This is a genomic window from Faecalibacterium sp. I3-3-89, from assembly GCF_023347275.1.
Classification (GTDB): Bacteria; Bacillota; Clostridia; order Oscillospirales; family Ruminococcaceae; genus Faecalibacterium; species Faecalibacterium butyricigenerans.
This window is the reverse complement of the sequence record NZ_CP094468.1, coordinates 2,237,949-2,251,823: the sequence shown is the minus strand read 5'-3', so window position 1 is coordinate 2,251,823 and position 13,875 is coordinate 2,237,949. Positions and strand designations below refer to the sequence as shown.

The following is a 13,875-nucleotide window of genomic DNA, read 5'->3' as shown; positions in this document are numbered from 1 at the left end:
TCAGCTCAGGCTGGCCTGCATGGCGCGGAGGGCGCCTGCACGGGAAAGTGCGGCCAGCAGCACGCCTGCGATGACCGCGCCGCCTGCGGTAGAGACGAGGAAGGGCACGATGTAGGCGTAGAAGGCGATGTCACCGGCGCTCTTGCCCATCAGCAGGATGGCGACGGGATAGGCGCACAGACCGCCGAGGATGGAGGTACCGAACACCTCGCCCACGAGGGTGGGCAGCAGCTTCTTCGTCTTGTGGAAGACGAGGCCGCAGAGCAGCGCGCCGAACATACTGCCCGGGAAAGCCATCAGGCTGCCCAGACCCAGCAGGTTGCGCAGCAGGGAGGCCACGAAGGCTACGCCCACGCCATAGTAAGGCCCCAGCAGGACGGCACAGAGGATGTTGACCATGTGCTGGACGGGGGCGCATTTGCTGCCGAAAACGGGGAAGGAGAAGACGCTGCCCACGACGGCGAGGGCGCAGAACATACCGGCCAGCGCCAGCTTTTTTGCAGAGTAGTGTTTCATGATGAGTGCTCCTTTTCAATAAAAATATCATGCGGGAGCAGACAGACCGCCGCCCCCGCACACGAACAGAACCGGCACCCGCGCAGATGCCAGAAACGGAAGAAGCGGTCGAGGCTCATTGGCCTCCTCTCACGCCGGAACACGGCTTCCCATCGCAGCATATAACCCAGACTCAGGGCGCTCCCCCTCAGCCGGTAACACGAGAAGCCGTTTTCTAAGCGCTGCACGCCGCCTGAGCGGCCTTTTTGCCCGCTTACGAAAACAGCTTCTAACAAAAAACAGGAGACGCCCTCTGCGGCGTCTCCTGTAAAAATCCATAAGCAGCGTTATGACTTCCTACGGCGGCATTATCCGCATCAGGTGCAGAGGCTGTCCAAAGACAGCCTCCAAGGGTCGAAGTTCGAGAACTTCCTCTCAGCCTGCGTTTACAAGCTCCCCTGTATTTGTTTGTCGGGAGTATTCTACACCCATCGGGGAGAAAATGCAAGGGTTTTCTTTTTTCGCCGCCTGTTTTGTGGTATACTGAGGGAAAGCCCACGCGCAGAACAGCGGGCAGAAAAAGGAGATATGGCTTATGGGTCTTGTCAAAGCGGCATTGGGTGCAGCATCCGGAGTGATGGGCGACCAGTGGAAGGAATACTTTTATTGCAGCGCTCTCCCGGCGGAGGTGCTGGCCGTCAAGGGACAAAAGAAGGTCTCCGGGCGCTCTTCGAACCGTCACGGCACCGAGAACGTCATCACCGATGGCTCCATCGTGGCGGTGGCCGAGGGCCAGTGCGCCCTCATCGTGGAGCAGGGCAAGGTGGTGGACCTCTGCGCCGAGGCGGGCGAGTACACCTACAACACCGGCACCCAGCCCTCTCTGCTGAGCAAGGGTCTGGCCAAGAACATCGACGAGGTCTTTGCGGAGATCGGCAAGCGGTTCAGCTTCGGCGGTCAGGCCGCCACCGACCAGCGCATCTACTACATCAACACCAAGGAGCTGATGGGCAACAAGTACGGCACTCCCAGCCCGGTGCCCTTCCGTGTGGTGGACCAGCGGGCAGGCATCGACATCGACGTGAGCATCCGGTGCTTCGGCGAGTACAGCTACCGCATCGTCAACCCCATCCTGTTTTACACCAACGTCTGCGGAAATGTGGAAAATGAGTACACCCGCGACGCCCTCGAGGGGCAGATGCGCACCGAGATGATGACGGCGCTGCAGCCTGCGTTCGCCCGCATCAGTGAGATGGGCATCCGCTATTCGTCCCTGCCCGGCCACACCGCCGAGCTGGCCGAGGCCCTGAATCAGGAGCTTTCCGAAAAGTGGAGCAAGCTGCGCGGCATCGAGATCGTCTCCCTCGGCGTGTCCGGCGTCAAGGCCAGCGAGGAAGACGAGCAGATGATCAAGGAGCTGCAGCGCAGCGCCGCCTTCATGGACCCCACCCGCGCTGCCGCCCATATGGTGGGCGCACAGGCCTCGGCCATGCAGGCCGCGGCGTCGAACACCTCCGCCGGCCCGGCCATGGCCTTTATGGGGATGAATCAGGCCGCAGCCGCCGGGGGCATCAACGCACAGGCCCTCTACCAGATGGGCGCACAGCAGCCTGCTCCCGCCCCTGCCGCCCCGGCAGCGGGCAGCTGGAGCTGCTCCTGCGGACAGACCGGCAACACCGGCAAATTCTGCACCGCCTGCGGCAAGCCCCGCCCCGAGGCGGGCTGGGTGTGCAGCTGCGGCACACACAACACCGGCAAATTCTGCTCGGAGTGCGGCAGGCCCCGCCCGGCGGCCAAGTGCCCGAACTGCGGCTGGACGCCCGCCGACCCCACGAACCCGCCGAAGTTCTGCCCCGAGTGCGGCAAGCCCTTCGGCGCCTGAAAGGGGGCCTGAACGATGGCAGAAAACACCACGAATTACCAGTGCCCGGCCTGTACCGGCCCGCTGCGGTTCGACAGCGCCAGCGGCAAGCTCTGCTGTGATTACTGCGGCTCGACCTACGATGTCGCACAGGTAGAGGCCCTCTACGGCGAGAAGCAGACACAGGCAGACAAGGCCGCCGAAGCAGCCGAAAAGGCTGCGGCCAATGGCCCGGTCTGGGGAGAGCGGGAGGTGGGAGGCCTCAGCAGCCGCACCTGCACCTCCTGCGGCGCAGAGCTGGTCTGCGGCCCCGAGACAGCAGCCACCACCTGCCCCTACTGCGGCAACCCCACCGTGCTGGGCGGACAGCTTTCCGGCAAGCTCAAGCCGGAGTACATCATCCCCTTCAAGATGGACAGGAAGACGGCCATCGAGAACCTGAAGAAGTATTATAAGGGCAAGGCCTTCCTCCCCAAAGCCTTCAAGGACGGAAACCACATCGAGGAGATCCAGGGCGTCTATGTGCCCTTCTGGCTCTACGATGGCCGGATGGAGGCCCGGGGCGCTTACAAAGCCGAGATCAGCGAGAGCCACCGCGAGGGCGACTATGTCGTCACCACCACCAAGCACTTCGATGTGGCCCGCGTAGGCGATGCGGACTTCGTCCGGGTGCCGGTGGACGGCTCCAGCAAGATGCCGGACACCCACATGGACGCCATCGAACCCTTTGACTACAGCGCCCTCAAGCCCTTCTCCACGGCCTACCTGCCCGGCTTTCTGGCCGACCGGTATGACGAGGACGACAAGAAGTGTGCCGCCCGCGCTCTGGGCCGGATGAAGCACAGCGCCGAAGCGGCCCTCCACGGGACGCTGGGCGGCTACACCAGCATCCAGACCCTCTCGGAGCAGATCGACCCGCGGACCCTCGAGCCGCACTACGCTCTGCTGCCGGTCTGGATGCTCCACACCCGCTGGAAGGAGCAGGACTTCCTCTTTGCCATGAACGGCCAGACCGGCAAGCTCATCGGCGACCTGCCCGTGGATAAGGGCAGGGTGGCCGCGTGGTTTGCCGGCATCAGCATCCCGCTGATGATCCTGACGGCCCTGTTCATGCTGCTGTGAGAGGGGGAGACGGGAATATGAAACATTGCAAAAAACTGTTTGCCCTTCTGGCAGCGGCCCTGCTCTGCATGGCCCTGACCCTGCCGGCCGGGGCAGCCGCCCCGCTGGTGCGGGACGAATGCGGCATCTTCGACGCCGACACGCTGGCCGACCTCGAAGAGGAAGCCGAGAGCGCCTCCGACGGCCACGGTGTGGATGTCTATTTCCTCGTGGTGGACAGCATCGGCGACGCAGACCAGCGGGAATACGCCAAGAATTATTACATCTCCAACGGCCTCGGCTATGGCGACGAGCAGAGCGGCATCCTCTTCCTGCTGGCCGTCGGCTCCCGCAAGTATGTCACCATTACCTACGGCGGGGGCGTCACCGCCTTTACCGATTACCGCATCGAGCAGCAGGAGGACGAGATCGTCCCGCTGCTCTCCGATGAGGAGTGGGAGGATGCGGCAGATACCTACATCGAGATGTGCGATGAGGCGCTGGACTACTACGCCGACCATGGCGAACCCATCGACATAGACAATGACGTCGGGCTGGGAGACCTGATGGTTGCCATGCTCGTTCCCCTCGGCATCTCGGCCATTATCTGCTTTGTCCTGTACAGCCAGATGAAGACGGCCAAGCGGAAGACCCGGGCCGATGAGTATATGCCCGGCTTCGCTCTGCGGGTCAAGCGCGACCGCTACACCCACACCACCCGGGAGCGGGTCTATGACCCGCCCAAGAAGGAGTCAAGCTCCTCCGGCGGCTCGTCCACCGACTCCGACGGCTTCGGCGGCTCGTCGGGAGGGTCGTTCTGAAATAACCTCTCAGTCTCGCATTCGCTCGACAGCTCCCCTACCGAGGGGAGCCTCTGGCGAAGAGATGAAGCTTTCCGCCATGCCAAGGCCTCCCCTCGATAGGGGAGGTGGCACGCCGTCAGGCGTGACGGAGAGGTTGAAAAAAGCACCATGTTGCGTCATGCAGCATGGTGCTTTTTCGATTTCGGATTTACAGCATCTTGGAAAGGAATGCCTTCAGGCGGGGATGCTTGGGGTTGGTGAACAGCTCCTGCGGCGGCTCATCCTCCTGAATGCGGCCCTCGTCGATGAAGATGACGCGGTTGGAGACTTCGCGGGCGAAGCCCATCTCGTGGGTGACCACCAGCATGGTGATGCCGGTGTGGGCCAGCTCTTTCATCAGCTCGAGGACCTCGCCGACCATCTCGGGGTCGAGGGCGCTGGTCGGCTCGTCGAAGAGGATGACGTCCGGGTCCATCGCCAGCGCACGGGCGATGGCGATGCGCTGCTGCTGGCCGCCGGACAGGCTCTTGGGGTAGGCGTTGGCCTTGTCGGCCAGACCCACGCGGGCCAGAAGCTCGTCGGCGCGGGCAGAGATGGCCTCTTTGTCCTTGAGCTTGAGGAGGCTGGGGGCCAGCTCGAGGTTCTTCTTGACGGTCAGGTGGGGGAAGAGGTTGAAGTGCTGGAACACCATGCCCATCTTCTGGCGGACGGCGTCGATGTGGTCATCGTCCACCTCCACGCCCTCAAACTTGATGCTGCCGCCGGTGGGGATCTCCAGCCGGTTCAGGCAGCGCAGGAAGGTGGACTTGCCGCAGCCCGAGGGGCCGATGAGGCAGACCACGTCGCCGCGGTAGATATCGATGTCGATGCCCTTCAGCACGTCGAGGGTGGGGGTGGGCTGCTTTGCGCCCTTCCGCTTTTCGCCGCCGTAGGTCTTGGTCAGACCGCGGACTTCAAGGATCTTATCGGTCACTTTGTGCCAGCCTCCTCTCAAACTTTGCGAGCAGCCATGTGAACAGCATCACCAGCACCAGATAGATGAGGGCGACGCCGCACAGGGGGAACATGGCCTCGTAGGTGCGGTTCATGATGCCCTGTGCCGCATACAGCAGCTCCTTGCCGCCGATGACGGTGATGAGGGACGTATCCTTCAGCAGCATGATGAACTCGTTGCCGAGGGCGGGAAGCACGGCGCGGATGGCCTGCGGGATGATGATGACCACCATCGTGGTTATGTAGTTGAGGCCGAGGCTGCGGCCGGCCTCCATCTGGCCGGGGTCAACGGCCATCAGGCCGCCGCGGATGATCTCGGAGACATAGGCGCCCGAGTTGATGCCCAGCGCCAACGCGCCGACCATCGTGAAGTTGCGGCTGTTGGCAAAGATGACCATGCTCATGATGAGCAGCTGCACCATCATAGGCGTGCCGCGGATGATAGTGGTGTACACCTGACACACCGCGTTGAAGAAGCCCAGCACCGGGTTCATGCGGCCGGTGCGCTGCTGGTCGTGGGCCACACGCACCAGCGCCACCACGCTGCCCAGCGCGACGCCCATCGCCAGCGCGATGGCTGTGACCAGCAGGGTGGTGCCCACGCCGTTGATGTACTGGAGCCAGCGGTCCTTCAGGATGAATGCCTGATAAAACTTAAAGAAAATGTTCTGCCCGAAGCTGAGCGGCGTCCCGCTGTTGAGAAGCTCTTTCAGCAGCTCGTATTGTGCGGCCATTCGCATCCTCACCTTTCTTTTTGTAAAAATTTTGTAACCGGTGGATTTCAAAAAAGGGGAGGAGCCTTTTCAGGCCGCCTCCCCCTGACGCGGAAAGAAACGCGCTGATTATTCAGCGGTGATGTACTTGTCCACGATGGACTGCAGGGTGCCGTCTGCCTTCAGCTCCTCCAGAGCAGCGTTGACAGCGTCTTCCAGAGCGGTGTTGCCCTTGGCCATGCCGATGGCGTAGTCCTCCTCGGCGTAGCTGGTGTCCAGAAGGACCAGACCGGGGTTGGCAGCGACGAACTCCTTGGCGGGGGCATTGTCGATGACGACAGCGTCCACCTGACCGTTGTTCAGAGCCTGCACAGCGGTCAGACCATCGTCGTAAGCCACGACTGCATCGTCGCCGAAGTCATCGGAGCAGTAGATGTAGCCAGTGGTGCCGCGCTGGGTGCCGATCATCTTGCCGGCCAGATCGTCGGGAGAAGCGATGTCAGAACCCTCGGGCACGATGATGGACTGGATGCCGGTAGCGTAGCTGTCGGAGAAATCCATGACGTTCTTGCGCTCGTCGGTGACGGTGACGCCAGCCATGGCGATGTCGGCCTTGCCCTGCTGGACGCTCAGAAGAGCAGCGTCAAAGTCCATGTCGTCGATCTGCAGCTCGAGGCCCAGCTTGTCGGCGATGGCCTGAGCGGTATCGATATCAATGCCCTCAAATGCGCCTGCATCGGTGGTCATCTCGTACGGAGGGAAGGCGGCGTTGGTGGCCATGGTCAGCTTGCCAGCCTCAACGGTGGTCAGCTCAGCAGCAGCAGCGCTGGTGGAAGCAGCCTCGGAAGAAGCAACCACAGAGCTTGCAGCGGAAGAAGCGGTGGAGGCAGAGCCGCCGCAGGCAGTCAGAGCCAGAGCAGCAATGGTCAGGCCGGAAGCAGCGAGAAAGCTGCGGCGAGAGATCTTTTTCATATTCAAACACTCCTCTTTATGTGCATATCATTTGCAGTTCTCTGCTGCGATGCGATTCATCGAAAAATCAGAGAGCGTGTTTAGTATAGGTTGTACAATTTGAAAAGTCAAGTGTTGTGCAAAAATTCCATCAAATTGAAACCGAATTGCAAACAATTATGCAGAATATTGAGGATGAAGTATGAATATATGCAAAACCTCTCCGTCACGGCTTCGCCGTGCCCCTGCCCGGGTTGCGGCTCCCAGCGTCTGCTTCGCTGCCGCTTGCATCCTGCTGGCCGCTGCCCCAACAGCGATTCCCTGTTTCCGCCACTGGCGGCGGTCGTCGCCGTTGCCTACCGAGGAGAGGCCTTGGCATTCCGTAAAGCTTCATCTCTTCGCCAGAGGCTCCCCTACAAGGGGAGCTGTCTGCGAAGCAGACTGAGAGGTTGTACGAAGGAGCGCCTGCCCTACGCCGTCAGGCGTGACGGAGCGGTTAAATCTCTCGCGCCAGCTCCTCCCTGCTCCGCTTGGGCACACAGTAGTTGCGGTCCTCGTCCAGATAATATTTGATGCCCGTCTCTTCGGTCATGGGGACGACCTTGGCGGTGTGGGCGGGGTAGCCCAGCGCCACCATGAAGGCCAGCTTGTCCGGCTCGGCGATGCCCAACAGCTCGCTCAGGGCAGGCTTGTTGATGGCACCCATGATGCAGCTGCCCACGCCCTTGTCCCACGCGGCAAGGGTGATGTTGGCCAGCGCGATGCCGGTGTCGGTGTTGAGGTCGCCGGGGATGGCGCTGTCCTGCACGACGGCCAGATACATCACCGGCTGCTCGTCGGCTTTGGGCGTGCCCTGCTCCGGCGGCAGATAGCCGGCCCACTTGACCAGCGGGTGGACTTTCGCCACCATCTCAGGGCTTTGCACCACCACCAGCTTCACGGCCTGACGGTTCGCGCCGCAGGACGAAAGGCGCAAAGCCTCGACCATATCCTCCACCACATCCTGCGGCACCGGCTTCTGGGCGAAGCGGCGGTAGGTGCGGCGGGCGGCAAGCGTTTCCATAATAGACATCAGCGGACACTCCTTTACTATATAAGTACAGCCTGATTATAGCATAGGAGCAGACGCGGTGCAAGAAATTTGGAATCAGCGGAAAACACGGGAAAGGCCTGTCTGAGAAATGAAGAAATGAGAGAAAAATCCATAAACCGGAGATAAAAAATGATGATATAATGTTAATGAACGCTAACATACTGGAAAAATATTGACAAAAAGCAGGAGATGGCCTATTATTAGTTTCGGCAAACTAACCGTCCTCTGTGGAGATGCGCAGAGGAAAACAAGAAGAAGCAAAACAGTTTATGAGGTGCAAGAAAATGACTAATATGACTCGTCGTAATTTCCTGAAGAGCGCTGGTGTGATGGCTCTGGCCGTGGCAGCAGCGGGTGTTCTCTCCGGCTGCGATAGCAGCAAAAACCCTGTGATGGCAGATGTTGAAGTCCAGTACTGGTATGAAAGCCTTATTTTGGGTCAGAAGCAGGTTGACGACGGCTCGTATACGGAAACCGTTAGTGTCGTCAAGGGCGGCACGGTCAAAAAGGAGCAGATCGAGGAGACTCTGAAAAAGATTCGTACAAATCAAGGCTTTAAGCTGAAGAACGAGGGGCTGACAGAGTTTGACGTTGACTGGACGGCAGAAAAGCCAGTTGCGAAAATTGAGATGGTCATTGCATAATTGAAACTGCGCGATAAAGCGCATTTTTGAACAAAGAAACACCCGCAGCACGTTTCCATATCATGGGGAAACAGCGCTGCGGGTGCTTTTTGTTGTTACAGCTTATTTGCTCTTCCACCTATGCCCCTTCGGCATGGGCAGGCCCAGCACCAGCGCGATGCCCACGGCCAGCGAAACGGCGACCTTGAAGGTGGAGATGCCGTTGGCCAGCGAGAGGGCGTTTTCGCCTTGGATGAAGTAGTAGGCCGTGTAGTAGATGCCTGCGCCGGGCACGAGGGGGAAGATGCCGGTGAGCAGAAAGACCGTTACCGGCGTTTTGAGCAGGATGGCGAAGAGCCGGGACACCAGCGTCAGCGGGATGACCGCGATGAGGGAAGCCGCCGCGGCATCGGCTCCGTACAAGACCGCCAGCTCATAGACGAACCAGCCCGCTGCGCCCACCAGTGCGCAGCAGGGGAGGGTGCGCCGGGGGCAGGCGAAGAGGATGGCGAAGCTCAGCGTCCCCGCCCCGGCCAGAAAGAACTGGGCCACCAGCTGGCCGATCTGGGCATTTGTCATCGTCATCATACCACCGTCACCCCCGTCAGGATCGAAGTAAGGCTCAGCACGAGACCGGTGCCGATGGCGATGCTGGCTGCAATCAGCAGGGCGTCGATCATCCGGATGGTCCCCGAGAGGTAGTCGCCCTGCACGAAGTCCCGGATGCCCATGGTGAAAGCGATGCCGGGGGTCAGGATCATCAGGGTGCCGATGATGGCATGGCTGGACTCGATGCCCAGCAGGGAGCACCCGACGATGCAGACCAGCGTGATAAGGGCCGCCGCCGAGATCTTGCGGAAGCCGCTGGATAACCCCTTTTTCTCGCAGAGCAGCAGATAGCCGCTGACGAGGAAGCCGGCCACAGCCGCCGCCAGCGCCGAGTGCACCGTGCCGCCGAAGATGAGGGCGAAGCAGGCTGCGCCGCTCATCCCGGCCAGAAGCTGGGTCCGGCCCTTGGGGAAGGGGATGTGCCGGGCCTCGGCCAGACGGCACTCGGCCTCGTCCAGCGTGACGCCCCCGGCGGCGATCTGACGGGAAAGGGCGTTCACCGCCACCACCCGGCCCAAGTGGGTCGTCCGCACCGGTACGTTCCGCACCTCGGCGATCTCCGCCGTGCCTGCGCTGGCGAAGATGCCGTTGGTCAGCACATAGACGTGGAACTCCCGCAGATGGAAGCTGCGGGCCATGATCTCCATCGTCTGCTCCACCCGAAAGACCTCCGCTCCGTTTTCCAGCAGCGTCTCGCCTGCCGCCATGATGAAATCCATGATGCGGCGGCGCTGCTCGTCGGTGGGGTATAACTCTCTGCTGTCCATTCCGGCCCTCCTTGTCCTGCCTGTCAGAGGCGGACCTGTTCTCTCCTGCTATACTTTATCACAATTCCCGGAGCTTGCAAAGGCGTCTTTTCACATTTTCGCACAACTTCCGTCCTTGCCGTCGGGGGCGCAGTGTGTTACACTGATACTGACTATAGAAATGTCGAAAACGACAGGAGGAAAATGACTGTGAAGCAGAGTCTGAGTTTCGCGCGCCGTCTGGCGGCGCTGGTGCTGGCAGCGGTGATGCTGTGTGTGGCTGTCCCGGCGGTGTTTGCCGAGGATGTCGCGCCCGGGGCCACCACCATCGGCGGCGCAAACACCACCCTCGTCCCGGGGGAAGAAGAAAATTGTCTGAGCTGGCTCTTCGGCTCCAAAGATAAGATTACCATGCCCTATCTGAACATCAAGGGCAAGGGCCTGCGCAGGAACGTGACCCTCGACCTCGCGGACTGCCTCGTGGGCATCACCTACACCGAGCTTGGCTCCATCGGCAGCTATGTCAGCGCCAGCGCGGCGCAGGAGGCGTGGAAAGCGCAGGCCGTGGCCATCCACTCCTACCTCGAGTACCACAAGCAGTATGGCTCTTCGGCCAACGCCCTCATCTACACCCCGGTGGAGGACATCCCCGCCTCGGCCCGCTCGGCCATTCGTAAGGCGGTGGAGTCGGTGAAGGATGAGGTGCTGACCTACAACGGCAGCGTCATCGACGCCGTCTGGTCGGCCAGCGCGGGTTATAACACCCAGACCGGCGTTTACGGCACCTGCTCCAGCCTCGATGCGTGGGGTTCGGATGTGCCCTACCTCAAGAGCGTCGAAAGCCCCTACGAGCGCCAGTACCACGAAAAGCTCCGCCGGGTCATCGGCAAGGACTACGACTACACCGAGTACAAGGACAGCCGCACCGGTGAGCCTTACCAGAGCGCCGATACCACCCACAAAGACCTCGGCGGCTTCGTCCAGTACAACACGCTGGTGTCCAACGGCCGCAGCTACCGCTACATCAACCAGTTCGTGTCCTCCCGCTACTGCTTCGATTTCAGCGCAGATGCTGCAGGCGTGCCCTGCATGAACTACTATGGCTTCGGCCACGGCGTGGGCATGAGCCAGTGCGGCGCGGTGGGCTATGCCGCCGAGGAGGGGATGGGCTATCGCGACATCCTCAAGCACTACTACTCCGGCGTTTCCATCCGGACGGTGGGCAGCGGCAGCTCTTCCGGCGGTGGACTGTTCAGCTGGCTGCGCCGCCTGCTCGGGATGTAAAAAACGAAAGGAATTGCGCAAAATACTTCTCAAATGAGGCGCGATTTGGTATACTGTACACGTTTGTACTCAAGAAACGGCTCTTTTGCGCTTCACGTCCCGAAATCGCTGGGACGATACGATAAATGATATTAGGTGGAGAGAACGGAATGCAGTTGGAGAAGGAAAAAAAAGAAAAGCAGGAGCGGGAGCGCTGCCGTGCACTGGCGCAGCGCATCGCAGAGGAGGCGGCTGCCGCCTCGGCGGCCCTGCTGGGAGAGCAGAGCCTTCTGCTGACCAAGGCGCTGCGCCGGGCAGGCGTAGCGGCGGAGGCGTGGGCGGAAGGCTCAGAGGCAGAGCTTCTGGTCGTGGTGGACCCGGCCTATGAGACGCTGCCGGAGAAGCTGCCCGCCCGGGTGCTGCTGGTGAGCAGTGAGAGCACCGTCATGGCGGGCTGGGCCGAGCAGCTGGCGCAGAGAGGATATTTCCGCGACTTCGGCTGGCGCAGCAAGGGCCGCGCCCAGCAGTCCGCCCTCTTCTGCGCCTCCCAGCCCACCGGGTATAAGATGGTGCGGGGCTATGAGCTGGAAATGGACATCCTGCGCGACCGGATGGTGCGCGCCGAGCGCACCTGCGGCGAGGAAGCCGAGCTGATCGCCCGGCTGCGCAGCGACCTTTCCCTCAGCCGCAGCCACGAGCAGCAGCTGGAAAAGACGCTGGCCGAAGTGACCGGCTCGACCTTCTGGAAGATGACATGGCCCATGCGCTACGCCGTCAGCAAGAGCCGCCAGCTCTGGCACACTCTGCCCCTCTTCGTCCTGCTGCGGGAGCTGCGCCGGGGCGGGATCGAGGGCGTGCGGGAGCAGGCCCGCGCCCGCCGCGAGTATGCCGCCCTCTTCCCGGGCAGGGTCATGCGCGCGGACCGCTTCGCCTCGGTGGAGCTGCTGGTGCATCAGGCGGAAGATCAGCCCGCAGGCCCCAAGATCAGCATCGTGGTGCCTCTGTACAACACCCCGCTGGACTTCCTTGAGGAGCTGCTGGACTCGGTCGTGAACCAGACCTACCGGAACTGGGAGCTTTGCTGTGTGGACGCCGGCACTGCCCCGGGCGTGGGGGAGATGGTCCGGCAGCGTGCCGCCGCAGACCCCCGCATCCGCTACCAGAAGCTGGAAAAGAACGAGCTGATCCCCGGCAACACCAATAAGGGCATCGAGATGGCCACCGGCGACTTCATCGCCCTGCTGGACCACGACGACATCCTCCACCCCTGTGCCCTCTGGTATGCCGCCAAGGCCATCGCCGAGCAGGGGGCCGACTTCGTCTACACCGACGAGGCGACCTTCGAGGGCAAGGTGGAGAATGTGGTGCTCTACCACTTCAAGCCCGATTTCATGCTGGACAACCTCCGCTCCAACAACTATATCTGCCACCTGACCCTCTTCAGCCGTCGGCTGATGGACGCCGCAGGCGGCCCCGAGCGGATGGAGTACAACGGCAGTCAGGACTACGAGCTGTTCCTCCGCCTGACGGAAAAGGCGAGGAAGATCGTCCACATCCCCCATGCCCTCTATTACTGGCGCTCCAGCCCCGGCAGCACGGCCAGCGACATCTCCGCCAAGACCTACTGCATCGACGCGGGCATCGCGGCCCTCAAGGCCCATTATGCCCGCTGCGGCGTGGCCGTGGACGATGTCTCCCTCATTCCGGGTACGCCGGGCTATTACAAGACCGACTACACCATCGCCCATCCGGGCCGGGTGAGCATCCTCATCCCCACCTGCGATCACATCCACGATCTGGAGACCTGTGTGGAGTCCATTTATGCCCGCACGACCTATCCGGATCTTGAGATCATCCTCATCGAAAACAACAGCAAGGCCCCCGAGACCTTCCGGGCCTACGAGCGGATGCAGAAAGAACACCCCGACACCCTCAAGGTCGTCACGTGGGAGGGCAAGGGCTTCAATTACAGCGCCCTGAACAACTTCGGCGAGAAGTTCGCCACCGGCGAATATCTGCTGCTCCTCAACAACGACACTGAGGTCATCACGGCCGCATGGCTGGAAGAGATGGTCATGTACGCCCAGCAGAAGCGGGTGGGCTGCGTGGGCGCAAAGCTGCTCTACCCGGACGATACCATCCAGCACGCCGGCGTCGGCTTCGGCATCGGCGGTGTGGCGGGCCATCTGCACAAGTATTATCCCGCCAGCTCCGACGGCTATATGGGACGGCTGAACTATGTACAGGACGTCTACGCCGACACTGCCGCCTGCCTGCTCATCCGCAAGGAGATCTACGACGAGGTGGGCGGTCTGGATGAGAGCTATGCCGTGGCCTTCAACGATGTGGACTTCTGCGTCCGCGTTCGTCAGGCAGGCTACACCAACGTCTTCACTCCCTTCGCCCAGCTCTACCACTACGAGAGCAAGAGCCGCGGCGTGGAGGACAACCCCGAAAAGCAGAAGCGCTTTCAGGGCGAGGTGCTGCGTTTTCAGGCCCGCTGGGGCGACCTGCTGGCTGCGGGCGACCCCTGCACCAACCCCAACTTCGACATCCAGCGCGAGGATTTCAGCTTGAAGATCCTGCCGCTGGAATAAACAAAAGAGGAACAACCTCTCAGTCTC

Annotated in this window: 13 protein-coding genes; 6 read left to right on the top strand and 7 right to left on the bottom strand. The window is 61.5% G+C overall.

Annotated features, from left to right (window positions below):
• Positions 1–516 carry an energy coupling factor transporter S component ThiW gene (thiW, locus tag MTP38_RS10960; RefSeq protein WP_227621855.1) on the bottom strand — a complete coding sequence of 172 codons (516 nt, stop codon included), beginning with the start codon at positions 514–516 and terminating at the stop codon, positions 1–3.
• Between the two features lie 574 nt (positions 517–1,090).
• Here thiW and MTP38_RS10955 point away from each other — a divergent pair.
• From MTP38_RS10955 to MTP38_RS10945, 3 genes are read left to right on the top strand one after another with little or no spacing between them, the layout of a single operon-like run.
• Positions 1,091–2,377, top strand: a complete 1,287-nt coding sequence (locus MTP38_RS10955; RefSeq protein ID WP_249233572.1) for an SPFH domain-containing protein — start codon at positions 1,091–1,093, stop codon at positions 2,375–2,377.
• 15 nt (positions 2,378–2,392) lie between these two features.
• Complete coding sequence (locus MTP38_RS10950; RefSeq protein WP_249233571.1) at positions 2,393–3,478, top strand: hypothetical protein; 1,086 nt, start codon at positions 2,393–2,395, stop codon at positions 3,476–3,478.
• A gap of 17 nt (positions 3,479–3,495) precedes the next feature.
• Entirely contained in the window at positions 3,496–4,278 is a 783-nt protein-coding gene (locus tag MTP38_RS10945) for a TPM domain-containing protein (RefSeq protein WP_249233570.1), read from the top strand.
• A 190-nt stretch (positions 4,279–4,468) separates the two neighbouring features.
• On the opposite strand, the gene MTP38_RS10940 is transcribed toward MTP38_RS10945, so the two are convergent.
• From MTP38_RS10940 to MTP38_RS10925, 4 genes are all read right to left on the bottom strand, one after another.
• Positions 4,469–5,233: an amino acid ABC transporter ATP-binding protein gene (locus MTP38_RS10940; RefSeq protein WP_330221117.1), complete on the bottom strand. Its 765-nt coding sequence runs from the start codon at positions 5,231–5,233 to the stop codon at positions 4,469–4,471.
• Positions 5,223–5,987: an amino acid ABC transporter permease gene (locus tag MTP38_RS10935; RefSeq protein WP_227620553.1), complete on the bottom strand. Its 765-nt coding sequence runs from the start codon at positions 5,985–5,987 to the stop codon at positions 5,223–5,225. The genes MTP38_RS10940 and MTP38_RS10935 overlap by 11 nt, the downstream gene beginning before the upstream one ends.
• A gap of 108 nt (positions 5,988–6,095) precedes the next feature.
• Positions 6,096–6,938: an amino acid ABC transporter substrate-binding protein gene (locus tag MTP38_RS10930; RefSeq protein WP_249233569.1), complete on the bottom strand. Its 843-nt coding sequence runs from the start codon at positions 6,936–6,938 to the stop codon at positions 6,096–6,098.
• 475 nt (positions 6,939–7,413) lie between these two features.
• The gene (locus MTP38_RS10925) at positions 7,414–7,989 is read right to left on the bottom strand and encodes a nitroreductase family protein (protein ID WP_249233568.1); all 576 of its coding nucleotides are present in this window, start codon (positions 7,987–7,989) and stop codon (positions 7,414–7,416) included.
• 305 nt (positions 7,990–8,294) lie between these two features.
• Here MTP38_RS10925 and MTP38_RS10920 point away from each other — a divergent pair, with 305 nt between their 5' ends.
• Positions 8,295–8,654: a twin-arginine translocation signal domain-containing protein gene (locus MTP38_RS10920; protein ID WP_249233567.1), complete on the top strand. Its 360-nt coding sequence runs from the start codon at positions 8,295–8,297 to the stop codon at positions 8,652–8,654.
• A gap of 102 nt (positions 8,655–8,756) precedes the next feature.
• On the opposite strand, the gene MTP38_RS10915 is transcribed toward MTP38_RS10920, so the two are convergent.
• Together MTP38_RS10915 and MTP38_RS10910 are read right to left on the bottom strand one after the other, a co-directional pair.
• Entirely contained in the window at positions 8,757–9,218 is a 462-nt protein-coding gene (locus MTP38_RS10915; protein WP_249234688.1) for a threonine/serine exporter family protein, read from the bottom strand.
• On the bottom strand, positions 9,218–10,009 hold the full coding sequence (locus MTP38_RS10910; protein ID WP_249233566.1) for a threonine/serine exporter family protein: 792 nt from the start codon (positions 10,007–10,009) through the stop codon (positions 9,218–9,220). Before MTP38_RS10910 ends, MTP38_RS10915 begins: the two co-directional genes overlap by 1 nt.
• Positions 10,010–10,192: 183 nt before the next feature.
• On the opposite strand from MTP38_RS10910, the gene MTP38_RS10905 reads away from it, so the two are divergent.
• Positions 10,193–11,272, top strand: a complete 1,080-nt coding sequence (locus tag MTP38_RS10905) for a SpoIID/LytB domain-containing protein (RefSeq protein ID WP_249233565.1) — start codon at positions 10,193–10,195, stop codon at positions 11,270–11,272.
• 149 nt (positions 11,273–11,421) lie between these two features.
• Positions 11,422–13,848, top strand: a complete 2,427-nt coding sequence (locus MTP38_RS10900) for a glycosyltransferase family 2 protein (RefSeq protein WP_249233564.1) — start codon at positions 11,422–11,424, stop codon at positions 13,846–13,848.
• The last annotated feature ends 27 nt before the right edge of the window (positions 13,849–13,875 follow it).